We start from the raw sequence: 20,521 nt of genomic DNA on the forward strand, positions 1-20,521 counted from the left end.
GTTCATGAAGAGTGCATTTTTAGAGAATGCACTGGATTCTAAAGGCTTAGTGATTGATGGGCGCTTCAATCAGGACAAAGTGACTAGCGGCTTCCACTTTAATAGCCACCAAGTCAGTTTCCCACAGCCCAATGCTTTCCCGTGCGGCCACGGCCTGCTCATTTACGGTGAGCTGGCCTTCCATTACGAATACAAACACGCACTTATTCACCGGATTCAGGCGGTACTCCAGGTGCTGGCCAGCGTCGTAGAACCCTAGGCTGAGCCGGGCGTTCTGGTTAATCCAGCAGTGGGCGGTACCTTCCTCGTTGCTGACGATAGTGGTGAGCTGGTTACGACGTTTTTCGCGGGGGAAGGAGCGGCGCTGGTAGCGGGGCGTCACGTTCTGAAGCTTGGGCTCAATCCAGATCTGCAGAAAATTCACTTGGTCCTCGCCAATGTTGTGCTCCTCGTGGCGCAGGCCGCTGCCGGCGCTCATAATCTGCACCGAGTCGGGGCCTACCTCCTCGGAGTAACCCAACGAGTCTTTGTGGTTCATGCGCCCGGCCAGCATCACGGAAATGATTTCCATATTGGCGTGAGCATGCAGCCCGAAGCCGTTGCCAGGCTGCACAAAGTCATCGTTGAATACTCGCAGCAGCCCGAAGCCAGCACGCTCGGGGTTGGCGTAGGGGCCGAAGCTCAAGGAAAAATGGCTTTGCAGCCATCCAATGTCTTTCAGGCCGCGGTCGGCGGCTCGGGTGAGGCGAAAGGGCATAACGTTAGGCGGGTAGGCTTTCGTGGAACACAATTTCACTGAGCGACTTGCGCTGGCGCGGGGCTTTTTCCCGGCTCAAAAAGGGCTCCTCCAACTGCTCGGCCGCTCCCATGTAGCCTAGGGCAATGAACGTCACGGGCTGCAAACTCTCCGGAAGCTGAAAGGCCTCCCGAGTTTTGGCTGCGTCAAAGCCGCCCATGAAGTGGCCATGCAGGCCCAGGGCAGTAGCCTCCAGGATAAGGTTGGCGTTGGCCAGGCCCAGGTCGTGGAGGGCGGCGCCGTTGGGGTTGCCGTTGTCGTAGTGAGTTTTGGCCAGGGCCAGAATCAGGACGGGCGCATGTTGGGCCCAGGGCTGGTTGCCCGGCAGCAGGCAGTCCACCATCTTCTGGAAGGTCTTCTGATTGGCGTGATGAGCGTAGATGTAGCGCCAGGGCTGCTCGTTCATGGCGCTGGCGGCCCAAGAGGCGGCTTCAAACACCTGCTGAAGCGTTTCTGGGGCCACGGGGTAGCTGGCAAAGGCCCGCGGGCTCCAGCGTTTGCGGATGGTTTCCTGCACGGGGAAAGTAGTGGGGGCGTGTTTCATGGTAGCTAGTAAACCATACTTCCCGCCATTGTTTAGGCCGAGGCAAAACAAAGAGCGGGAAGTAGGCAAAAACAGGTGTGTAGCAGTGAATGTAGAACGAGCACGCCGACCCCCAACGGGGAGTCGGCAGACGCCGCTGTTTTGTTGGTGAAGCCTACGCGCCGGCCCGCCGGAATAATGCAGGCCTCTGCGTGGCTTTACAGCGTCATGGGTACTTCCATCAGCAGCAGACGGGTAGTAGAGTCAGCCTGTACTGTGAAAGAATCCGTGTCCCAGATGCCGAATCCGTCGCGGCGGTGCAAGGCCTGCCCGCCTACCGTGGCGTCGCCTTCCAGCACGAACACGTACACACCGTTACCGGGCTTTTTCACTTGATACGCAGCGGCAAAACCCGCATCGAAATCAGCCAAGTGAAACCAGGCGTCTTGGTGAATCCACACGCCCGCGTCGTCGGGGTTCGGCGACAACACTTGCTGGAAGCGGTTGTGGCGGTCCTCGGCCCGGAAGGTCTGCTGGTCGTAGCGCGGGGTAGCGTTGCGCTTGTTCGGGAACACCCAAATCTGCAGAAACTTCACTTCCTCTTGCCAGCTGTGGTTTTTCTCGCTGTGGGCAATGCCCGTGCCGGCGCTCATCACCTGCACGTCGCCGCTCCGGATAATGCCGTGGTTGCCGGCGCTGTCCTTGTGCTCCAGCGTGCCAGACAGAGGAATACTAATGATTTCCATGTTGTCGTGGGGATGGGTGCCGAAGCCCATGCCGCCCGCCACGGTGTCATCATTGAGCACGCGCAGCACCCCAAAATGCACCCGCTCCGGGTTCTGGTACCCCGCAAAGCTGAACGTGTGGTAGGAAGTAAGCCAGCCGTGGCTAGCGTGGCCCCGGGAGGCGGCCGTATGAAGCAAGGTCTGCATGGTAAGTAAAAGAGTAAAGTGAATCGAAACGCACAATCATATGTACATACATGGATTGTGTGTCAAAGATTCACCTCTTGCTATACTTTTGCAAGTAGGCACACACCTGTATATTAATATCCTTATTGTAACCTTTGCTGAAAATCAAGCAGATACCATGGCTACTCGCGCAAAAGAATTTCCGCAGTGCGCATTCCGCCAGACGCTGGATGTGCTGGAGGGCAAATGGAAGTTTGCCATCATCGACAGTTTGCTTCAGCACGAGGTGTTGCGTTTCAAGGAGTTGGAGCGTGACGTCGCCGGCATTACGGCCCGCATGCTGGTTAAGGAGCTGAAGCTGCTGGAGGCCCACGGCATTATACGGCGTCAGCCCTACGCCACCGTGCCACCCACTGTAGAATACTCCCTCACCGACTGCGGACGAAGCCTGCACCCCGTCATCGAGGCCATCCGGACCTGGGGCGAACAGAACAAGGCCGTGCTACGGGCTGCCTAGCAGGGTAGGGCATTGCTTTCCTGATTCTCGCTCATGCACCTGCCTAATTTTCCAGTTGTTTCGCGGTTGGCACCTACCCCTAGCGGGTTTCTGCACCTGGGCAACGCCATCAACTTCACCCTGACCTGGCTGCTCACCCGCCAGGCCGGCGGCACCCTGCACCTCCGCATTGATGATCTGGACCGGGCCCGGTTCCGGCCCGCCTACCTCGATAATATCTTCCGTACCCTGGAGTGGTTGGGCCTCGACTATGACCACGGCCCCACGGGCCCCGATGACTTCGAGCGGTATTTCTCACAGCGTCATTTTCTGGCCGACTATGAGGCCGTATTGCAGGCCGCTCAACAGGCCCACCCCGCCGTGTTCTACGCCTGCCGCTGCTCCCGCTCCGAACTCGCCCGCCTGGCCTTACCCGACGGCCGCTACCCTGGCACCTGCCAGCATCAGCCACTACCCCTTACAACGCCCAACACGGCTTGGCGGGCCCACGTGCCCACCCCCACCCCCGTCCACTTCCCTGACGGGTTACAAGGCCCAGTGTCACTCCGGCTGGACGAAAGCCTGGGCGACTTTGTGGTGCGCAAAAAGGATGGCGCGGCCGCCTACCAGGTCGCCTCCGTCGTGGACGATGTGAGCTTGGGTACTACGCTTATCGTCCGAGGGCTAGACCTGCTGCCTAGCACCGCGGCTCAACTCTGGCTAACGCAATATCTGCCTGGGCAAGAAAGCTTCGCGGCAACTCAGTTTGCCCACCACGGCCTTGTCCTGAACGCAGCCGGTCAGAAATTGTCTAAATCAACCCAAGCCGGAGAGCAGCGCGGAGTGATGGATGAGGTAGGAACTCCGCAAGTAGTATACCAAGCAGTAGCGCAGTTACTGGCGCTACCCGCAGCAGCTGGAGAATCGTTGGGGATGTTATTAGCAGGAGTTGAAGCAGCTAGTAAGGCAAGGTAATCAGGCTAAAGTGAAGTATCAGACTGATAATTACATAGTTACTAAAAAAAGCAAAAGCCCCTCCGTTAAACTAACAGAGGGGGCTCAATCAAGCTACAATATGTGTTAGTAGCCAGGGTTTTGCTGTGATTGCAGAGTAGGGTTATTTGCTAACTCAACTGCTGGAATAGGCCACAGGAAGCGGAAGTCCGAGTACGGAATAGAAGCAATTGTGCCAGCTACAGTCGGACGAGTAGTGCAATTGTAATTAGCGATAACGGCTTGAGCGCTACCAGCCTTACGCGGAATCCCGGAAGTGCTGAACTTCGGATCAACCGCTAAGCGGTGGATGTCGTCCCAGCGGAAGCCTTCAGCTACGAACTCAATCCGACGCTCATTCAGGATAGCTTGGGTGAGGGCGTCACCGGCCGGCACGTTGCCGTTTGCTGCCGAAAACTGATCGGTACCTGATACGGCGCGGTTACGCACCGCATTGAGTAGTGTTAATGCGCGGGCCGGGTCAGTGCCCAAGCGCGATATGGCTTCGGCTTGGTTCAGCAGAACCTCAGCATACCGGATGATAGGCGCAAAGTCTGTGTTCGTTCTGGCATCCTTGTACTTGAAGCTAAAATAGCGCGTGGAAGTAGCCTGCAACAATTGAGTCCGGCGGGCATCAGAGCAGGTCCAAAAGGGAGCATTAAACAGCACGGGGCTGATGGCTATCAGGCCACGACCCTGAATGCCAGGAGGAGTCTGAGCTGGCGTATTTGGCGAACCGAACATCGTGGGCAACGCGCCGTTTACGCCGGGGTTATCGTCAGAGCTGTTCTCAATCGAGAAGATGTTCTCATTGGTGGTAGTAGTACCACCGGGGAAGGCATTAGCCGGGCTGCCAGCCAACGTATAAGAACCGACAGCACTAGTGAAGGGCGCAGCGGCCGAAATCAGCTTGTTGCCCTCCGTGACGGCGGAGGCCCAGTTACCTTGATGCAGATACACCCGTTGCTTGAGCGCAATGGCAGCACCTTTCGTGGCGCGGGTTACCTTATTGGTACCCGTGCGGTTAACCGGCAGATTGGTTTCAGCGAAAGTGAGGTCTTCTAGAATTTTGGTGTATACCTCTCCAACCGTATTACGGCCTTGTGTCTTAGCCCGCGTAATGTTTTCAATGGTATTGATCGCAAAGTCGCGGTAAGGAACACCAGGTTTATTGCCGGCCCCATCGGCGTAGGGTCGAGCAAAGTGCTGCAGCAATTCGTGGTAGGCCAGGGCTCGCAGAAACCGGGCCTCTCCTTCATAAGCGGCTGCTACGTCAGCTGCCAGTACGCCCCGTGTCCCTGCCGATTTCACTCCTTCGATGGTAACGTTAGCTTGATTAATGACAGCGTATAACGTTGACCACATATTCACTACGTTCGGGCTAGACGGCGTGATGGTGTTCTGGTACACAATGCCGAAAAAGCCGGCCATATCTACCACATCCTCACCCCGAACATCGCCGAGTTCACTAGCTGCGGATCCAAAAGGATATCCTCGAACTGCAATAGCAGTTCCGTTCAGAGGGTCATAATAACCTGATTGAGCAGCATTGTACATCCCTGCCACCGACAATTCAGCTTTGGCGGCGTCTTCAAAGGCTGCATTTTCCGGCAGAGCATCTTTGGGCGAAAGGTCAGTTACTTCGCACGCACTCAAACCCAGGGAAAGTAATGCCGTCAGGGCTACTAACCGAGAATGGCGGGAAAGCAAAAAGTTAGATATCGTTGTCATGGACAGTTTACTAGAAAGCTACGTTAAGACCCCCGTGAACACGCGCTGTTGCGGGTTGCTATTAAAGTCAACCCCGAACTGCTGATTTGTATTCCCGTTGGAGTTAACCTCTGGGTCAAGCCCACTGTATTTCGTGATGGTGAAGACATTTTGTACCTGACCGTAGATGCGTACCCGGCTCAGCGCTGATAAGCCCTTGATATTATTAGGCAGGGTATAGCCCAGAGTCACGTTCTGAAGACGAAAGAAGTCGCCTTTTTCTACAAAGCGCGAAACAGCGGCGTTGTTGAGGTTGATGAAGTCCGAGTTGCGGAACACCAGTTTCGGCACATCCGTCTGTTGACCTGGGGTTGTCCAACGGTCGAGAATCTCTACGCCATTGTTCACTAGGTCCATCCGCAGCAACTGCTGACGGCTTACGTTCATGATCTTGTTACCACCCGAGAAACGGGCAAATATGTTCAGATCAAAGTTCTTCCACGCCACGTTGTTATCGATGCCACCAAACCAGGTCGGGTTGGAGTTACCCAAGATTTTGCGGTCCGTAGCAGCACTTAGGGCCGTGGTTGTAGTAGTAGCGGCTGGGTTAGCTGCGTCGTAAAGGTAATAGCGGTTATTGTCAACGTTTGCCTGCACTAGTTGGCCGTCGCCCTTTCGGTAAATTGGGTAGCCGTTTAGTGAGTTTACCCCTACGAAGTCATAGCCATAAATGGCGCCAATAGGTTGGCCTACACGCGTAACGTTATAGGGGTTCAGGATGTCCTCATTGTTATTGAGGGCCAATACCTTGTTTTTGTTTGTGGAGAAGTTAATATTGGTACTCCACGTAAACCCCTCACGCGCAATGTTCTGTGAGTTAAAATTAAACTCAAAGCCCTCGTTGCGCATTGCTCCGATGTTGTCGTTGTAGCCGTTGCCGGGAATACCCAACGACTGTGGGGTGCGTACGAAGAGAATCAGGTCATCAATGTTGTTCTGATAATAATCAGTCGACAGGGTGAAGCGGTTTTCTAGGAAGCCAAAATCAATACCTACGTCCTTCTTCTTCGAAGATTCCCACTTCAGGTTCTGGTTACCAAATTGTCCGTTGATGTTGTAGGCAATACCGTTCTGAGAACCATACTTAGCTGGTCCAAATAAGCTGGCATAAGGGAAGGCACCAATGTCCACGTTGCCTACTTCGGCGTAGCTAGCCCGCACTTTCAGGTCGGAGAGGACCCGTGACACGCCGCTATCCTTCAGGAATGACTCTTCAGAAATGCGCCAGCCAACGGAGGCTCCAGGGAAGTAGCCCCGACGATTTGCCTCAGGTAACGAGGAAATAGCGTCATTACGCAAAGTAGCACTCAGCAGGTAACGATCTTTGAAAGCGTAGTTAAGACGACCAAAATAAGAGTCAAAACCGGTTTGCACAAAGCCGCCGCCAATGGTGGGCGTACCGATAGTACCCGAGATAATGTTTTCAGGTCCAAAAAACCGGTCAGACAGACCCGTGCCTGTAGCCGAGTACGACCGAGCAGTTGTTTTTTGGTATTCTACGCCGCCAACGAATCCAATTTTATGAGCTTCGTTGAAAGTTTTGTTATAAGAGATAGTATTCTGCCAGTTCCAACGGAAAGTTGGCGCAAACTGTTGGAATACTAAGCCCCCGCACCGCGGCCGTCACCATGCCGAGGATCATTGTACTGGAAGTCGTCGTTGAGGAAGAAGTCAGTACCATATTGGCTACGCAGACGCAAACCGGCAATAGGCTCAATTTCGGCGAAGCCATTGCCCAAAATCCGGTAGTTAGTCGCTTTGAAAACGTTGTTTTCAAGCGGGAACAAGATGTTAGTATAGTTGAAGTCAATAGTAGCAGCGTTGTTACCCTGACCCAGTACGGCTGGGTTTGTGGTGCTGATGTAGTAAGAGCCATCAGGGTTACGAGCTGGTACGTTGGGATAGAGCGAAAGAGCGTTGGTAACGTTACCCGACAAACCGTTGCGGCTGGTGTTCAAACCGTTGTTTTCCGTACGAGTCAAGCCTAAGCTCAATCCAACGCGCAGCCACTTAACTACCTCTTGTTCCAAATTAGCCCGGAAGGTGGCTCGCTGTAAGGAGTTAGCCTTGATAACGGCATCCTGATCGGTGTAACCTGCCGAGAAGAAGTAGTTAGTCTTTTCCGTTGCCCCCGATACCGAAACAGCATGATTTTGCTGGAAACCGGTGCGGAAAATTAAGTCCTGCCAATCGGTGCTTACATTATTTTCAAACGGAGCTGCAATAGGAGTATAGTCAGCTGCACCTACTGCGTTACGATACTTCTCGTTCGTGATGTTTATGAAATCCTCAGCACCTAACACCTCGTAACGCTTGGCCGTTTTTGCCCAGCCGAACCAGTTGTCGTAGGTTATCTTGGCCCGGCCCAAACGTCCCTTCTTGGTTGTAATCAAGATTACGCCGTTTGCTGCTCGCGAACCGTAAATAGCTGTGGCTGAGCCATCTTTCAGGATTTCGTACGACTCAATATCGTTTGGGTTGATGTCGCCAAGCGGGTTGTTTGGTGTTACCCCGCTCTGGTTGCCGGTTACTACCGGTACCCCATCCACTACGATAAGAGGTTGTGAACCCGAGGAAATAGAGTTAGTGCCGCGAATCCGAATGCGAGGGGTTTCTCCAAGTATGCCAGATGGAGTCGTTACTTGCACACCAGAAGCTCGTCCTGCCAGTTGCTGGTCAAAGCTGGGTGTTGCCAGTTGGGCAATGGTTTCTCCTTTCACCGAAGCGATAGAGCCCGTAACGTCACGGCGTTCCTGCGTACCGTAGCCAGTAACAACAACCTCGCTTAGAGCTTTCGTGTCGGAGGCAAGACCAATGTTTAAGGAGTTGTCAGATCCAATGGCCCGTTCCAGGGGACGTAACCAACGGAGGAGAAAACTAGTGTACCACCATTTGCGGGTACCGTAAGTGTATACGTACCATCAGAGTTAGTAGAAACACCATTTGTGGTGCCTTTAACTAAAACTGTTACTCCCGGCAGACCTTCGCCAGTAGAGCGGTCTGTAACTCGACCAGATAGGCTCCGGGTTTGAGCTACCCCCTGCACAACAACCAGTGCAGCCAGAGGGATACCCATGAGTAATGATTTTCTCATTGAAAGTGGAGTGTTTAAGTGACTATTGCAATGAAGTAAACATTGCGTCTATGTGTCGATAAAAATAGGGTGCTATTGTTAATATTTATGCATCCAACCCAATCTTACTTTATATAATTTAGGGTGATTATTAAAATAGTTATAAATATGAATCGTTCTTTGACAATTTCTTTTGAAACAAAGAAAATGCGCGAACGACATGTTATAACTAATTCAAACATGGATGGTCTGTGATTTTAAAATCATGCTAAATAGTGTATAATTAGAATAGTTATAAAATTAGTGTTTTAAAAAATTGTACATATTGAATCACGCAAAACAGTTACTAGCACAAAAACCTTAGTAGCTCATTTGGTTCAGCAGTAGTAATCGAGTTACAGCTTCAGTCCAAGGCGTAACTATGAACTGTGAGCGTTTGAAAACTATGAAACACATAAACTTTCCTGCATACAAGTGCAGCTGTTGGTTATTCTCTACAGCACTACCGCAACTCCTTTTTAAACTCCTCCGCCCAATGGTCGGCTAGGCGGGTGGGCTCCGGGAGCTTATAGCCGCGCAGGCAGGCCAGCGTGAGGCGGGTAGCGGTGGCTTGGTCGCAGCGGTGGCCGGGCTCACGAAGAGCGGATTCACCTTGTCCTTGGAACGGATTACTTCCCCTAGTAGCTCCCCACCTTTCTCGGTAAGGGGGTGATGCTACCCTTCGTCAGGGCAGGTTCTTGGTAAGTGCCGGTGAGCCGCTGCTTGGCTACTCCAAACGTGGGAACATCGAGCAGTACACCCAGGTGGGCGGCTATGCCCATGCGGCGCGGATGCGCAATGCCATGACCATCCACCATAATTACGTCGGGCTTCCGTTGGAGCTTATCGTAGGCTAGTAACAGGTTAGGAGCTTCCCGGAAAGCCAACAAGCCCGGAATGTAAGGCAACGTAACCGGGCTAGTGTGGTACACTTTCTCCACAATTTCTAAGGTAGGAAACCGCAACACCACAAAAACAGATAATACAGTTTCCGGCGTGGGGAAAGAGGAGTCGCAGCCGGCAATGAGCTGGGCTCCTGGGGTAGCGGTTGCAGGCGAACCTGGGTGCGCAGCTCATCCTGCTGACGCGTAAGGTCGCGGACGATAATGGGGTCGGCGGGTGGGCCGGGCGGGCGGTAATAGGCCATCAGGAGAAGGGCAAGGTGGAGACTACTTGTACTAGCCCAGTGCTGGTGGGGTTGTAGGCTGGCCCGGTGAGGGGCTACAACCCGCGTGAGCTCGGTACGTTAGTTTACCAACTATTCTTCCCTATTATGTCCAAAGCTGAGCAACCTGCCCACACTGGCAGCGGCCCGTTTTTCGAGCGTCGCTACTGGGTTGATGTACAGCACCCGTGCCAACCGGCGGCCGAGTTGCTGCAACACATCAAGTGCCACCTACCCGAATACTCACCCGATTTGCTGGCCGATTTCGAGAAAAAGCAGGGCGCGGCTGGTAATCTGCAAGTAGGCGACGAATTCCGGATCAAGATTCTGGGCCCTGGAACGGAGAGGTGCGCGTGACGGAAATCGGCTCGGATTACTTTGAGTTGACTACCCTGGAAAACCATCCGGAAGCCGGCAAAATCTGCTTTTCGTTGCGACCCCACGAATGGCTACCCGACACGCTGCGGTTTGAGATTCACTCCCGGGCCCGCTCCCGCGACGGGCTGGTAGCCCTGACCTACGACACGCTGGGCATTGGGCGGAAAGTGCAGCAGCAGACCTGGGAAACGTTTTGCCAGCGCGTAGCCGAGCACAGCGGCGGCCTGCAGCTGGTGCCAGTGCAGGTTGAAACCATCAAGCAGGGTAGTGCCGGAACCCACGTCAGCCACGATGCCTAAGCTACCGCCGCATGAGCTGCAGAAAACTCGGCTGGCGGCCTACACCCAGGCGAACTACAACTTTGACCTGACGCGCACGGCCGAGTACACCCCCGAAAATGGCTGGCGCGTGGATGACTACGAAACGGAGCTACCCTTGGAGGCGCCCGGCCCACCCGATGCGCACGGTTCTTGGGCCGCCGCCCGGGAAGTACTGCGCAACTATACCTTTCCGCCGCCCGACTTGATTACCGGCATTTTCCTGCCCGACCAGCCCCTGGAGCAGCGCGTGATGGTGTTGCGGGGACGGTTTCTACTGTTCACTTTCTGGTTTGGGGTGCGCATCGGGGCGTGACCGACGAGGTGCGTACGCTCCCAGACGGGCAGCAGGAACACGTGTGGGCTATAATTACCGCACCCTGGAAGGGCATTTCGAGCGGGGCCAAATCGACTTTACTATTCATAAAAACCTCACCACGGGCCGGGTCCGGTTCCACATCCACGCGTTTTCCCAAACGGGCCGCATTAGTAATCCATTTTACTGGTTGGGATTCAAGCTGTTTGGGCGGCGGCTGCAACGCAAGTTCTCCACGGAGTCGTTGAAACGGATGCAGGCGCAGGTGACGGAAGTGCTGCGCAAGGGCTGGCGGGCCCCAGCAGCGCAGGCTGGCCCGCCGGTGCAGGCCGTGTCAAGTCAGCCCAGCGCCCAGGAGCAGCTTCGCAAGGCCGGAGGGTAACTAGAGCGGCTACAGGCGGCTGTACAGCACAATGCCTACTACCACCAGGCCCATTCCAATCCAGCTGATAACCGGCGGCAACGGGGCCCCAAGCAGGGTGACCTCCAGGGTTACAGTAGCCAACAGCTCCACGGTTTGGGTTGCTTCCACGGCTCCAAGGTGAGTGGCGTTGTGGCCTACCAGCGCCAAGGCGTAGTAAAATAGCCCTGTGGCCAGCACGCCCGCTAGCAGCGCCACCACAAAGGTATAACCCCACTGCTGGGGGTAGGGCCGGGGCTACTCAGGCTGCCCCAGATGCTCAGGAGCGCCCAGAAGGGCAAGCTACCCAGGGTAAGGCCCAGCACCATTTGCGCGGCGGAAATCCGGGCGCCCGTTGTTTCCAAGTACACCAGCACCTTGCGGTTGGCCAAGGGATAGAGAACAGTAGACAGCACCACCAGCGCAAAGCCCAGTAGCGCCCGGCCCGAAAACCCCTCCACTAGGTTAGGTACCTGCATCAAGAGCACCCCTACCACTACCAGCCCGGCCATCCGCAGGGCCGGGAAGTTGAGTGCGGCTCGGTGGTCAGTGTAAATGACGGGCGTAAGTAGCAGGCCTGAAAGCAGCACGAGCTGAAAGGAACCCGCTATCAGCCAGGCCGGGCTAAACTGTGCCGCCACGGCAATGAGGGAGTAGAAAACGCCGATACCCACGCTCCCCAGAGCACCCATATCCGCCAGGAGCCCCGCCAGAACAGCCAGAACGGACCCCACTCCCGGCGCACCAGCAGCCACCCCACCAGCAGCAAGGCCGTGTAAGCGTAGCGGAGCACCGCCGTCCAGACCCACGGACCACCAGTAGTGGCCATGAGGCGGTTAAGCAGGAAGGTAGATGAAAACAGCACCGCTCCCAACGTTGCCAGTAGCATGGCGCGGTAGGGGAGGGCAGCAGCGGGAGGCGAGGAACTCATACGTGAGAAACGGCTTGCAGCCGCTGCCGCAAGGTAGCGCCCTACGCTTGCTCCGCGGGGCCGCCCCCATGAATCATATCCGAAACGATGCCCCGGTTCTTGGTCAGCTCGGCGTAAACAACTCCCGCTAGGTGGCCGGCGGTAAAAGCCAGCACGAGGTACATTGTGATGTTGTGTATCTCTTCCACGGTGTGCTCTATTGCATGAAGGGCCTCAAAATCGTCGGCGTACAGCAGCGCCAGCCCGGTTACTACCATCACGACCAGCATCAGGTAGAAGGCGAGGTAGGAATATTTAACCAGCAGGGAGTGGCGAGAGTCTTGCAACTCGGGCCGCGCTGCCGGAAAACGCGGCGCGCTACGGCTAGCTTCACGCCGAAGCGCTGCCCGCCCTTCTGCACCACTTCCACCACTATGCGCAGCACCAGCAACACCGTAAGGGCCACACCTAGCCCAATGTGCCAGCCCCAGATGCGGTGCGACACGATGCGCGTCAGGCCCCGCACCTGCTCCCGCGAAAACGTAACGCCTTCTGCGGCCAGCACCTTCTGAAACTCCGGGCCTACCGTCTTCATCTGCACAATAACGAACAGAAACAGGATGGTGAGCAGCAGGCCACTGATAACGGCGGTGTTGGCCCAATGCCAGAGGCGCAGGCCCAAGGAGTTGCGTTTCGGGCCTGTAGCTAGTGGGGCTTGTTCGGTTTGCGGAGTCATGGAGCAGTAAAAGAGGGAGGATAGTAGGTGCCGTAAGGTAGCGCTTGCCAACAGCTTCTTAAACAATCAGCCCTGAAACCGTTGTTGCGGTTCGTTCTCGCGTCTTAATCCTCTACAACCAACCCTTCTCTTATGGCAGAAGCAAAAGGCTATGCTGCTCCGGCAGTAAATGCTCCCCTCGTCCCCTTTGATTTTCAGCGCCGCGAGGTTGGCGCCCACGATGTGCGCATCGAAATCCTGTTCTGCGGCGTCTGCCACTCTGATCTGCACCAGGTGCGCGACGAGTGGGGCGGCTCAGTATTCCCCATGGTGCCCGGCCACGAAATTGTGGGCCGCGTGACCGAGGTAGGTGCCCACGTGAAAGGCTTTAAAGCCGGCGACCTGGCCGGCGTAGGCTGCATGGTCAACTCCTGCCAGCACTGCCCCGAGTGCAACCAAGGCCTAGAGCAGTACTGCGACGAAGGCTTCGTGGGTACCTACGGCGCCACTGACCGCGACGGCACGGTAACCTACGGCGGCTACTCCAACAGCATTGTAGTGACGGAAAAATTTGTGTTGCACGTATCCGAAAAGCTGGATTTGGCCCGCGTGGCCCCGTTGCTGTGCGCCGGCATTACCACCTGGTCGCCGCTGCGCCAGTGGAACGCCAAAGCCGGCGACCGAGTAGCGGTGATGGCCTGGGCGGCCTGGGCCACATGGCCGTAAAATTCGCCGCCGCCATGGGCTGCGAGGTAACCGTGTTCAGCACCTCGCCTAACAAGGAAGCTGATGCCAAAGCCCTGGGCGCTCACAAGTTTGTGGTAACCAAGGATAAGGAGTCGATGAAATCCGTGTCGAACTACTTCGACCTGATCATCAACACCGTATCGGCACCCATGGACTTGGCCCCTTACATCAACACCCTGCGCGTGGATGGCACCATGGTGCTGCTAGGCGTACCGCCAGAAGCGCCTCAACTGCATGCCTTCAACCTCATTGCCAAGCGCCGCCGCATTGCCGGCTCCCTAATTGGTGGCATTCAGGAAACGCAGGAAATGCTGGATTTTTGCGCCGAACACAACGTCATGAGCGACATTGAGCTCATCCGTATGGACTACATCAACGAGGCTTACGAGCGGATGCTTAAGTCCGATGTGAAGTACCGCTTCGTGCTGGATTTGGCGACTATCTAGTTGACATGAGCTAGAATAAAAAAGCCCGGCTGCCATAAGGTAGTCGGGCTTTTTGCTGAAGAATACTCTAGCTAGCTGTTGCAAGGCGGCTTTTCGACGAGAAGAGGCGACCTAATAGCGTGGCGAGTAAGCCTATACTGCCAACTGTAAGCAAATTAGAAAGCCAGCTACCCAATTCAGTGAGCGTATAGCCCGCTACAGCGGCCTCAATGCGGCCAGACATATCTACGGCGGTAAAGTCTTGTGGAAAAATGATTTCGGTCTGGTAAGAGTTATTAAACTCGATAGGAGCGTAGTGCCATTTGCCACTATGTTGGTAAGCTACCTCCAAGCCATTATGACTTTCTGTTTCCAGAACTATTTCCTTGTCAGAAGTTAACAAATACTCTATCCAATCTACCTGCCATGTTCCTTTAGGGTATTGCCGAAGGAAATACAGCTTGTTCATGTGGTACTCCGGGTTTTTGATTATAACCGAACCAGGCGTAGAAGCCGCTGTACCCGGTGAGCTTAACAGAAGCTTAATTCCGGTTAGCGGTATGGCCAGTACGATAAGGGTAAGAATAACAGGCCACTTGACCAATAGCCTACGCGGCCTCAAAAGCAATGTGGCTAGTAGGCCCACGATGAGAAAGTCTACAGCAATAATCAGAATAGCTAGAGGCGAGTTTAGCTGATACAGCATAAGCAATAATAGGTTTAACAGGTATCATCAACGTCCTATTCCTTTTCCACCGGATACCGGAACGTGCCTTCCAAGGTTAGGCGCTTGCCGCCGCGGCCCGATTCGCAGACCTGGCAGCGGTAAGTGCCCATCAGCCAATGGCGAGCCGCATTGACGCCGGTAATCGTTACGGAGCCGGGGTTGTCGGGGCAGGATTTGGAGTAGGCGGCGGTACTGCCGTAGCGGTAGGAGGCGTCGCGGTTACGGCCACTCAGGATTTCCTGGAAGCTGTAGGTGCCCGCCTGAATCGGGAACCGGTCGATGATGATGGTTAGGCCTTCTCCATCGGGGTCATCAGCCCGCACAATGTTGAGACGCAGGGCCCGGTCGGCGCCCAAATAAAAGCGGGAGCTAATAGTGTCCGTTTGTACTGACTGCCCGTTGATGCGCAGGGTAAGTAGGCGGACCGAGTCGGGGGTAGGACGGCTGGATTTGGGAGCTAGCCCAGCAGCGGAAGTAGCAGAAGAAGTGGGAAGCGGTTCATTGGGCCACGGAAAGGCAAGAATCAGCCCAGAAGATACTGAAAAAAGGCGTTGGGTAGCAATTAGCTGTCCAGCCTTGGCTAACCGCCGTTGGTCTGAATCTTTTCATATTCTCCCCAACCAGTAAACTCAACCCGCCGGTCATCTTCCCTTCATCAGGAGGATCGGCAGGTTGAGTTTAGTGGTAGCTCACGGCCGCTACCTGTTCTGCGTGAGGCCTAAACTGATTTACCCCTGCCGGCCGGGGTACTGCTGCAGGGCTACCTCCAAGCAGTCCATGGCTTGGTTGATGACGTGCTGATTTACCACATAGGCTAGGCGCATCTGCTGGCGGCCTAGGTGGGCAGAAGCGTAGAAACCCGCCGCCGGCGACACCATTAAGGTTTGTCCTTGGTACTGAAACTCCTCCAGTAGCCACTGAGCAAAGCGCTCGGCATCATCAACGGGGAGGTGGCAGAGAACGTAGAATGCGCCGCGGGGTAGGGGGCACTGCACGCCCGGCATGGCCCGCAGGCGGCGTACCATTAGGTCGCGGCGGGCCTGGTATTCGGCTTTGGTGTAGTCGAAATAGTCCTCGGGTAAGTCGGCAGCGGCTTCGGCCAGCAGCTGGCCCAGGCCCGGCGGACAAACCCGCAGTTGAGCCAGCTTGAAAATAACGTCGCGCAGAGCCTTGTTTTTCGTGACCAAGGAGCCGATACGGGCCCCGCAGGCGCTGTAACGCTTCGAAATCGTGTCGAGGAGTACGATGTGGTTATCAGCGCCTTGCAGGTGTAGGGCGCTGGTGTACGCGTCGTCGTAGCAAAACTCCCGGTAGGCTTCGTCGGAAAGCAGGTAGAGGTTGTGGCGTACGCACAGGTCCTTGAGCTGCTCCATTTCCTGGCGGCTGTACACGTAGCCGGTCGGGTTGTTGGGGCTGCAGATGAGGATGGCCTTGGTGCGAGGCGTGATTTTCTGCTCGAACTCCGCAATGGGGGGCAAGGCAAAATCTTGCTCCAGGTGCGCGGCAACCGGCACTACGTGCGTACCCGTGGAAATGGCAAAAGCCTGATACGGCCCGTAAAATGGCTCGGGCACGATGAACTCGTCGCCGGGGTTTAGGCAGGCTAGCAGGGCAAAGGAAATGGATTCGCTGCCCCAGTAGTAACCAATATATCGTCGGCGGCTACGGGTAGGCCCAGGCGCTGGTAATACTCGGCCAGCTTTTGGCGGTAGCTGAGATTGCCGGCCGTGGGGCCGTATTCCAGCACCCGAATATCAGCCTGCTGCACGGCTGCCAGCATGGCCGGGGGCGTCTCGATATCGGGCTGACCGATGTTGAGCGGATGCACCGTGATGCCGCGCTGCCGGGCCGCGTCGGCGTAAGGAGTGAGTCGGCGGTAAGGAGAGGGGGGCAGAGCCAGCCCACGCTGCGAAATCTGAAGCATGGGCTTAAAGATAAGCCTCCGGGCTAGAAGCCCCACTTATTTGCAAGTTCTCGGCGGCCTAGTAGCTCCTCATGACCAAGCAAAAAGTTTCATATTCAGGTAGTTGAAAACGAAAAATTGCAGGGTGCTGCGGGGCCAATGACGGGCCCCGCGGCCCTCCGCGGGTACCGCGGGCCAAACTCCGTGGCCTGCTAGCCGGTTATGCTGCCATGACTGCATCCGTTGCTAATCTGCCGGAAGTGTGGCTGCGTGGCCCGCTGCCCGATGTACCGCCCTTGCTCCAGCCTGTAGCCCACGCCCTGCTGCAGGCCCGCGAGGAACTCCAGGCCGCCCTCCTTGGTTTTCCCGACCAGTTGCTGTCGGTCCGGCCGGCTGGGGTAGCGTCGGTAGAGTTTCACCTGCGCCACTTGGCTGGCGTGCTCGACCGGATGCAGACCTACGCCCGCCACCAGCCGCTTACGGAAGCCCAGTTCACGTTTCTAGCCGCGGAAAAAGAAGGCTCCGTACCGCCAGAAAGCACCCAGGATTTGCTCCAGGCGTTTTCTCGGCAAGTAGAAGTTATGCTGGCTACCCTGCGCACTACCTCTGAGAGCACGCTGCTGGAGTTCCGGCCGGTGGGGCGGGCCGGGCTGCCCAGCACCGTAATCGGGCTGCTGGTGCACGCCGCGGAGCACACCACCCGCCACACGGGCCAGCTGCTGGTAACGGCCCAGATGGTACGGGCTGGGGTAGGAGTAGGGTAAAAAGAAGCCGCTTATTCAATTATGCTACTCTGAAGCGGCTTGATCATTGGATAATTTCTGGGTAGGTTGCAGTAGTACGCGTTGCCCCATCCTCAGTTGTCCGCTATGATTACTCCGCTTCCATCCCCCGATTTTTTAGAGCTGCACTACCGCGATGATTTATTGATTTTGCTGGGCCGCTGGACCCGACCTATTACCCTGGAGGAGTCAAGGAGGGGGTACACCCGTATGCTAGAAGCGGCGCGCCAGCACCACGCTCGGTTCTGGCTGCTGGATATCCGGCGGCGTCCGCGGGTAGATTCTGCCAATGTAGAGTGGCTGGTAGGTAGCTACTACCCGGAGTTGCCTTTGGCGCTAGGTGGCACGGTGTACCTGGCTTACCTGCTGGCCCCAGACCTGAAGCGCGAGCTGGCAGCGAGCGGGCTAGTTCCGGCCGATGAAGCGTACGAAGGTCAATCCTTCCAGATGGGGAAATTCACGGCCGAGCAGGAAGCTACTGCGTGGCTGCAAGCGAAGCAAGTAGCTGAAAAGCAACTCTAAACCCGGACTCCACCATAACCCCTGGGGCCTTCCTGGCGTTGGGTAAAGCTCAATCCTTTACCACTGCTATGGAAAATAAACCAACCACCCTGCCCCGCAAGCGCAAGATCAGCAACCGGGAATTGAACAGGAAATGACACCCCAACCGGAATACATCCGGGCTAATTACAAGGGTAGCGAGAAGCTGCAAGGCAAAGTAGCCCTTATTACGGGCGGCGACTCCGGTATTGGTCGGGCCGTGTCCGTGCACTTTGCCCGCGAAGGCGCCGATGTGGCCTTTACCTATCTTCCCGAGGAAGAGCAGGATGCCTACGAAACCCGCCAACTGGTGGAAGCCGAAGGCCGCCGTTGCCTGACGCTGCCCGGCGACCTGCGCGACCCGCAGTTCTGCCAGTCCATTGTGGATCAGACGGTGCAGGAGCTGGGCCAGCTCAACATCTTAGTAAACAATGCCGCCGAACAGTTCGTGAACCAGGATGTGGCCGACATACCGGACGAGCAGTGGCTGGACACGTTCCAGGTTAACTTCTTCTCCTTCGTGCGCGTGACCAAGGCCGCGCTGGCTCATCTGAAAGAGGGCGACTCCATCATCAACACGTCCTCTATCAACGCCTACCGTGGCAACCAGCAGCTCGTGGATTATACCTCGACCAAGGGCGCCATTACGGCCTATACCCGCTCCATTGCCCAGCAGCTAGCCGAGAAGAAAATCCGGGTTAACTCGGTGGCGCCCGGCCCCATCTGGACGCCGCTCATCCCGGCCTCTTTCCCCGCCGAAAAGGTCGCCTCCTTCGGTAAGGATACCACCATGAAGCGCCCCGGCCAGCCCTCCGAGGTAGCGCCCGCCTACGTGTTTCTGGCCTCCGAAGACGCCTCCTACATCACGGGCCAGGCCATTCACCCGAATGGGGCGAGGTGCTCAATACCTAATATTGGGTAAGGCGTATCGCATAAAAAAGGGCACCCGATTTCGGGTGCCCTTTTTTATTAGTACAGACTATTACAGGCCTAAGTCGTGCGAACAGGTAGAGCTTTTGCGTGGCAGAATGCTCTGCACGACAATGGTTGAGCTACCTGATAACAACTCCTAGTACATGGCATCAATGCCCGTCTTGTCGCCGGCCGAGAGGCCCGTGCGCTGGATGTTAAACGTGGAGCCGTCTTTTTTCGTGATGGTGGGCTGCCCGTTCGAGGAGAACGAGAAGGAACCGTACATCATGATGGAGCCAAAGTCGAGCATGCCGTAATCGGTGCCGCCGTAGCCCAGCGCCGAGTACTTCGAGAAGTTGCTCTCGTAGCCCGACTGAATATTCTGGGTGAGGATGTTTACGTAGGTATCCCGGTCGTTGCGAGTCTGCTCATGGAACAGGCCCAGGGCGTGGCCAATTTCGTGGATGTTGTTGCCCGTGGTGCAGCCCGAGGCCAGGTTGATGTACTGGCGCCCGCCTACCATTCCAATGTTGGAAGAGCAGCCCGAGCCTACCCGGAAGGTAACGTAGTTAGCCTGGGTGGTGCGCTTCACAAAGCGAATAGGCGTGTTGGCCTGCCAGTGGGCAATAGCGTCGGTTACGCGGGCCTGGTTGGGAAGGGCGGCGTCAATGGTGTAGTACACAACCGCCGAGGGCCACCGGCCTGAAGTGCGACCAGCACTTTCCGGCTGGGCCGTTCCGGTGGACTTTGCCACTTGGTCGGCTGTCAGAATAATGTCGCCTTCGTAAATCAATTCGCCGTTAATGCTGCGGTATTCAATAGGCTGGCCGCCGAGGTAGCCCGCCCGGCTTTCGCCGGTCTGGCCGGGGTAGGCCTGCTCTACTTTTGCGTCTTGCTGGTGGCTAGCGACTGGCTGTACAGCCGCCGACTCCTGGTCTTTGCTGCAGCTGAAAACCGAAAAAGTGCCTAGAGTAGCCAAGAAAGCCAAGCGAGAGAAACGGGGTGCGCGCATGCAAATTGGGTTTTGGTTGTGGTAGGAGGGACATCAAGAAAGTCAAACACTTTCTTCCATAATGCGAGCAAAGTAGTATCAATAATTCAAAACTATACCACAACAGATGTATTATTTTTATTAAAAGTGCTTATATATTATAAGTTTAATAAACTGCCCAGACGAATAAAGATATTTTTATTTGCCTATTTGATGGGTTCAGAAGGCAGATAGTGGACTAGGTCAACAGCAAAAAGGCAGCCGTTCCTGCCAGGAACAGCTGCCTTTTTTGGTGGCATATAGCAAGGGGCAGGCACTACAGCGCTACTCCCGAAACAGCTTCATGTCGGCCCAGAACGTGCCAAACGGTACCAGCGAAAGGGCTAGGGCCAACAGGGCCTTCCGCCACGACCAGCTCCGCTCCAGGCTCACCTGTAGCACCAGCAGCACGTAGGCCACAAAAAGCACCCCGTGAGCCATGCCCACGATGCGCACTGCCGCCGGCTGCCCGAAAAAGTATTTCAGCGGCATAGCAATGCCCAGCAGCACCAGGAAGGAAACTCCCTCTAGGAAACCCACCGCGCGTAAGCGGCCTAACGAAGTGCGTAGCAACGAAGAAAGCATAGGATGAACTATCAATGAAGTGGCAAGTTACGCTGCGGTCGGCTAAGGCAATAGTGGCACTGCCTAGG

The 20,521-nt window shown here is 55.9% G+C and carries 29 protein-coding genes and 2 pseudogenes; 11 read left to right on the forward strand and 20 right to left on the reverse strand.

The features are described from left to right. Positions 1-46: 46 nt before the first annotated feature. The 3 genes from MUN84_RS15190 to MUN84_RS15200 form a co-directional block, all read right to left on the reverse strand. Positions 47-757 carry a pirin family protein gene (locus tag MUN84_RS15190; RefSeq protein WP_244694855.1) on the reverse strand — a complete coding sequence of 237 codons (711 nt, stop codon included), beginning with the start codon at positions 755-757 and terminating at the stop codon, positions 47-49. A gap of 4 nt (positions 758-761) precedes the next feature. Then, positions 762-1,340: a nitroreductase family protein gene (locus tag MUN84_RS15195; RefSeq protein WP_244694856.1), complete on the reverse strand. Its 579-nt coding sequence runs from the start codon at positions 1,338-1,340 to the stop codon at positions 762-764. Between the two features lie 197 nt (positions 1,341-1,537). Continuing rightward, positions 1,538-2,251 carry a pirin family protein gene (locus MUN84_RS15200; protein WP_244694857.1) on the reverse strand — a complete coding sequence of 238 codons (714 nt, stop codon included), beginning with the start codon at positions 2,249-2,251 and terminating at the stop codon, positions 1,538-1,540. Between the two features lie 157 nt (positions 2,252-2,408). On the opposite strand from MUN84_RS15200, the gene MUN84_RS15205 reads away from it, so the two are divergent. Beyond that, positions 2,409-2,747, forward strand: a complete 339-nt coding sequence (locus tag MUN84_RS15205) for a winged helix-turn-helix transcriptional regulator (protein WP_244694858.1) — start codon at positions 2,409-2,411, stop codon at positions 2,745-2,747. A 33-nt stretch (positions 2,748-2,780) separates the two neighbouring features. Continuing rightward, on the forward strand, positions 2,781-3,701 hold the full coding sequence (locus MUN84_RS15210) for a glutamate--tRNA ligase family protein (RefSeq protein WP_244694859.1): 921 nt from the start codon (positions 2,781-2,783) through the stop codon (positions 3,699-3,701). Positions 3,702-3,806: 105 nt separating this feature from the next. Here MUN84_RS15210 and MUN84_RS15215 read toward each other — a convergent pair whose 3' ends face one another. The 7 genes and pseudogenes from MUN84_RS15215 to MUN84_RS23960 form a co-directional block, all read right to left on the reverse strand. Further along, complete coding sequence (locus tag MUN84_RS15215) at positions 3,807-5,150, reverse strand: RagB/SusD family nutrient uptake outer membrane protein (protein ID WP_244698943.1); 1,344 nt, start codon at positions 5,148-5,150, stop codon at positions 3,807-3,809. 318 nt (positions 5,151-5,468) lie between these two features. Further along, on the reverse strand, positions 5,469-7,043 hold the full coding sequence (locus MUN84_RS15220; protein ID WP_244698945.1) for a TonB-dependent receptor domain-containing protein: 1,575 nt from the start codon (positions 7,041-7,043) through the stop codon (positions 5,469-5,471). Between the two features lie 47 nt (positions 7,044-7,090). Then, on the reverse strand, positions 7,091-8,209 hold the full coding sequence (locus MUN84_RS15225; RefSeq protein ID WP_244694860.1) for a TonB-dependent receptor plug domain-containing protein: 1,119 nt from the start codon (positions 8,207-8,209) through the stop codon (positions 7,091-7,093). 98 nt (positions 8,210-8,307) lie between these two features. After that, on the reverse strand, positions 8,308-8,583 hold the full coding sequence (locus MUN84_RS15230) for a carboxypeptidase-like regulatory domain-containing protein (protein ID WP_317238957.1): 276 nt from the start codon (positions 8,581-8,583) through the stop codon (positions 8,308-8,310). Positions 8,584-9,064: 481 nt separating this feature from the next. Continuing rightward, positions 9,065-9,181 (reverse strand): annotated as a pseudogene (locus MUN84_RS23950) (endonuclease V); the annotation flags it as partial. Between the two features lie 58 nt (positions 9,182-9,239). Then, a complete protein-coding gene (locus tag MUN84_RS23955) occupies positions 9,240-9,626 on the reverse strand; it encodes an endonuclease V (protein WP_317239222.1) in 387 nt (128 codons plus the stop codon). Further along, positions 9,548-9,748, reverse strand: a complete 201-nt coding sequence (locus MUN84_RS23960; protein WP_317238958.1) for a hypothetical protein — start codon at positions 9,746-9,748, stop codon at positions 9,548-9,550. The genes MUN84_RS23955 and MUN84_RS23960 overlap by 79 nt, the downstream gene beginning before the upstream one ends. Before the next feature lie 126 nt (positions 9,749-9,874). Between MUN84_RS23960 and MUN84_RS15240 the strand changes: the two genes are divergently transcribed. From MUN84_RS15240 to MUN84_RS23105, 4 genes are read left to right on the forward strand one after another with little or no spacing between them, the layout of a single operon-like run. After that, entirely contained in the window at positions 9,875-10,123 is a 249-nt protein-coding gene (locus MUN84_RS15240; RefSeq protein ID WP_244694861.1) for a hypothetical protein, read from the forward strand. Beyond that, on the forward strand, positions 10,114-10,443 hold the full coding sequence (locus MUN84_RS15245) for a hypothetical protein (RefSeq protein WP_244694862.1): 330 nt from the start codon (positions 10,114-10,116) through the stop codon (positions 10,441-10,443). Before MUN84_RS15240 ends, MUN84_RS15245 begins: the two co-directional genes overlap by 10 nt. After that, a complete protein-coding gene (locus MUN84_RS23100) occupies positions 10,436-10,777 on the forward strand; it encodes a DUF1990 family protein (RefSeq protein WP_262920541.1) in 342 nt (113 codons plus the stop codon). Before MUN84_RS15245 ends, MUN84_RS23100 begins: the two co-directional genes overlap by 8 nt. 43 nt (positions 10,778-10,820) lie before the next feature. Next, on the forward strand, positions 10,821-11,159 hold the full coding sequence (locus MUN84_RS23105; RefSeq protein ID WP_262920542.1) for a DUF1990 domain-containing protein: 339 nt from the start codon (positions 10,821-10,823) through the stop codon (positions 11,157-11,159). 9 nt (positions 11,160-11,168) lie between these two features. Here the strand turns inward: MUN84_RS23105 and MUN84_RS24640 are convergent. From MUN84_RS24640 to MUN84_RS15270, 4 genes and pseudogenes are all read right to left on the reverse strand, one after another. Next, positions 11,169-11,869: pseudogene (locus tag MUN84_RS24640) on the reverse strand (multidrug resistance efflux transporter family protein). After that, the gene (locus tag MUN84_RS15265) at positions 11,788-12,108 is read right to left on the reverse strand and encodes a hypothetical protein (protein ID WP_244694867.1); all 321 of its coding nucleotides are present in this window, start codon (positions 12,106-12,108) and stop codon (positions 11,788-11,790) included. The pseudogene MUN84_RS24640 and the gene MUN84_RS15265 overlap by 82 nt, the downstream one beginning before the upstream one ends. Before the next feature lie 41 nt (positions 12,109-12,149). Further along, on the reverse strand, positions 12,150-12,377 hold the full coding sequence (locus tag MUN84_RS23110) for a cytochrome b/b6 domain-containing protein (RefSeq protein WP_262920543.1): 228 nt from the start codon (positions 12,375-12,377) through the stop codon (positions 12,150-12,152). Beyond that, positions 12,377-12,823 (reverse strand): cytochrome b/b6 domain-containing protein, encoded by a 447-nt coding sequence (locus tag MUN84_RS15270; RefSeq protein WP_262920544.1) that lies wholly within the window; start codon positions 12,821-12,823, stop codon positions 12,377-12,379. Before MUN84_RS15270 ends, MUN84_RS23110 begins: the two co-directional genes overlap by 1 nt. Before the next feature lie 132 nt (positions 12,824-12,955). On the opposite strand from MUN84_RS15270, the gene MUN84_RS23965 reads away from it, so the two are divergent. Continuing rightward, positions 12,956-13,528, forward strand: a complete 573-nt coding sequence (locus MUN84_RS23965; protein WP_317238960.1) for an alcohol dehydrogenase catalytic domain-containing protein — start codon at positions 12,956-12,958, stop codon at positions 13,526-13,528. Next, entirely contained in the window at positions 13,519-13,995 is a 477-nt protein-coding gene (locus tag MUN84_RS23970) for a zinc-binding dehydrogenase (RefSeq protein WP_317238961.1), read from the forward strand. Before MUN84_RS23965 ends, MUN84_RS23970 begins: the two co-directional genes overlap by 10 nt. Before the next feature lie 67 nt (positions 13,996-14,062). Here the strand turns inward: MUN84_RS23970 and MUN84_RS15280 are convergent, their stop codons facing one another. The 4 genes from MUN84_RS15280 to MUN84_RS15295 form a co-directional block, all read right to left on the reverse strand. After that, complete coding sequence (locus MUN84_RS15280; protein ID WP_244694869.1) at positions 14,063-14,443, reverse strand: hypothetical protein; 381 nt, start codon at positions 14,441-14,443, stop codon at positions 14,063-14,065. Positions 14,444-14,715: 272 nt separating this feature from the next. After that, positions 14,716-15,057 carry a hypothetical protein gene (locus MUN84_RS15285; RefSeq protein WP_244694870.1) on the reverse strand — a complete coding sequence of 114 codons (342 nt, stop codon included), beginning with the start codon at positions 15,055-15,057 and terminating at the stop codon, positions 14,716-14,718. Positions 15,058-15,429: 372 nt separating this feature from the next. Further along, a complete protein-coding gene (locus MUN84_RS15290) occupies positions 15,430-16,275 on the reverse strand; it encodes an aminotransferase class I/II-fold pyridoxal phosphate-dependent enzyme (protein WP_244694872.1) in 846 nt (281 codons plus the stop codon). A 29-nt stretch (positions 16,276-16,304) separates the two neighbouring features. Further along, positions 16,305-16,625, reverse strand: a complete 321-nt coding sequence (locus MUN84_RS15295; RefSeq protein ID WP_244694873.1) for an aminotransferase class I/II-fold pyridoxal phosphate-dependent enzyme — start codon at positions 16,623-16,625, stop codon at positions 16,305-16,307. Between the two features lie 209 nt (positions 16,626-16,834). Between MUN84_RS15295 and MUN84_RS15300 the strand changes: the two genes are divergently transcribed. The 3 genes from MUN84_RS15300 to MUN84_RS15310 all read left to right on the forward strand — a co-directional run bounded on the left by MUN84_RS15300 (position 16,835) and on the right by MUN84_RS15310 (position 18,848). Beyond that, the gene (locus MUN84_RS15300) at positions 16,835-17,368 is read left to right on the forward strand and encodes a DinB family protein (protein WP_244694874.1); all 534 of its coding nucleotides are present in this window, start codon (positions 16,835-16,837) and stop codon (positions 17,366-17,368) included. 105 nt (positions 17,369-17,473) lie between these two features. After that, on the forward strand, positions 17,474-17,908 hold the full coding sequence (locus MUN84_RS15305; protein ID WP_244694875.1) for a hypothetical protein: 435 nt from the start codon (positions 17,474-17,476) through the stop codon (positions 17,906-17,908). Between the two features lie 133 nt (positions 17,909-18,041). After that, positions 18,042-18,848 (forward strand): SDR family oxidoreductase, encoded by an 807-nt coding sequence (locus MUN84_RS15310; RefSeq protein WP_244694876.1) that lies wholly within the window; start codon positions 18,042-18,044, stop codon positions 18,846-18,848. Positions 18,849-18,995: 147 nt separating this feature from the next. Here MUN84_RS15310 and MUN84_RS15315 read toward each other — a convergent pair whose 3' ends face one another. Continuing rightward, on the reverse strand, positions 18,996-19,850 hold the full coding sequence (locus MUN84_RS15315; protein WP_244694877.1) for a M12 family metallopeptidase: 855 nt from the start codon (positions 19,848-19,850) through the stop codon (positions 18,996-18,998). Positions 19,851-20,153: 303 nt separating this feature from the next. Continuing rightward, entirely contained in the window at positions 20,154-20,453 is a 300-nt protein-coding gene (locus MUN84_RS15320) for a DUF3817 domain-containing protein (RefSeq protein ID WP_244694878.1), read from the reverse strand. Positions 20,454-20,521: the final 68 nt, after the last annotated feature.

The organism is Hymenobacter sp. 5516J-16 (assembly GCF_022919335.1).
GTDB classification, from domain to species: Bacteria; Bacteroidota; Bacteroidia; order Cytophagales; family Hymenobacteraceae; genus Hymenobacter; species Hymenobacter sublimis.

Bases quoted from the DNA above. Each gene is read 5' to 3' on its own strand.
- MUN84_RS23970 (WP_317238961.1), top strand. From the start codon at position 13,519: ATGGCCGTAAAATTCGCCGCCGCCATGGGCTGCGAGGTAACCGTGTTC.
- MUN84_RS15270 (WP_262920544.1), bottom strand. From the start codon at position 12,823: ATGACTCCGCAAACCGAACAAGCCCCACTAGCTACAGGCCCGAAACGC.
- MUN84_RS15195 (WP_244694856.1), bottom strand. From the start codon at position 1,340: ATGAAACACGCCCCCACTACTTTCCCCGTGCAGGAAACCATCCGCAAA.
- MUN84_RS15310 (WP_244694876.1), top strand. From the start codon at position 18,042: ATGACACCCCAACCGGAATACATCCGGGCTAATTACAAGGGTAGCGAG.
- MUN84_RS15215 (WP_244698943.1), bottom strand. From the start codon at position 5,150: ATGGCCGGCTTTTTCGGCATTGTGTACCAGAACACCATCACGCCGTCT.
- MUN84_RS15205 (WP_244694858.1), top strand. From the start codon at position 2,409: ATGGCTACTCGCGCAAAAGAATTTCCGCAGTGCGCATTCCGCCAGACG.
- MUN84_RS15200 (WP_244694857.1), bottom strand. From the start codon at position 2,251: ATGCAGACCTTGCTTCATACGGCCGCCTCCCGGGGCCACGCTAGCCAC.
- MUN84_RS15265 (WP_244694867.1), bottom strand. From the start codon at position 12,108: ATGAGTTCCTCGCCTCCCGCTGCTGCCCTCCCCTACCGCGCCATGCTA.
- MUN84_RS23100 (WP_262920541.1), top strand. From the start codon at position 10,436: ATGCCTAAGCTACCGCCGCATGAGCTGCAGAAAACTCGGCTGGCGGCC.
- MUN84_RS15295 (WP_244694873.1), bottom strand. From the start codon at position 16,625: ATGCTTCAGATTTCGCAGCGTGGGCTGGCTCTGCCCCCCTCTCCTTAC.
- MUN84_RS15320 (WP_244694878.1), bottom strand. From the start codon at position 20,453: ATGCTTTCTTCGTTGCTACGCACTTCGTTAGGCCGCTTACGCGCGGTG.
- MUN84_RS23110 (WP_262920543.1), bottom strand. From the start codon at position 12,377: ATGCTGGTCGTGATGGTAGTAACCGGGCTGGCGCTGCTGTACGCCGAC.
- MUN84_RS23965 (WP_317238960.1), top strand. From the start codon at position 12,956: ATGGCAGAAGCAAAAGGCTATGCTGCTCCGGCAGTAAATGCTCCCCTC.
- MUN84_RS15315 (WP_244694877.1), bottom strand. From the start codon at position 19,850: ATGCGCGCACCCCGTTTCTCTCGCTTGGCTTTCTTGGCTACTCTAGGC.
- MUN84_RS15190 (WP_244694855.1), bottom strand. From the start codon at position 757: ATGCCCTTTCGCCTCACCCGAGCCGCCGACCGCGGCCTGAAAGACATT.
- MUN84_RS23960 (WP_317238958.1), bottom strand. From the start codon at position 9,748: ATGGCCTATTACCGCCCGCCCGGCCCACCCGCCGACCCCATTATCGTC.
- MUN84_RS15240 (WP_244694861.1), top strand. From the start codon at position 9,875: ATGTCCAAAGCTGAGCAACCTGCCCACACTGGCAGCGGCCCGTTTTTC.
- MUN84_RS15280 (WP_244694869.1), bottom strand. From the start codon at position 14,443: ATGAACAAGCTGTATTTCCTTCGGCAATACCCTAAAGGAACATGGCAG.
- MUN84_RS15300 (WP_244694874.1), top strand. From the start codon at position 16,835: ATGACTGCATCCGTTGCTAATCTGCCGGAAGTGTGGCTGCGTGGCCCG.
- MUN84_RS15305 (WP_244694875.1), top strand. From the start codon at position 17,474: ATGATTACTCCGCTTCCATCCCCCGATTTTTTAGAGCTGCACTACCGC.
- MUN84_RS15230 (WP_317238957.1), bottom strand. From the start codon at position 8,583: ATGAGAAAATCATTACTCATGGGTATCCCTCTGGCTGCACTGGTTGTT.
- MUN84_RS15210 (WP_244694859.1), top strand. From the start codon at position 2,781: ATGCACCTGCCTAATTTTCCAGTTGTTTCGCGGTTGGCACCTACCCCT.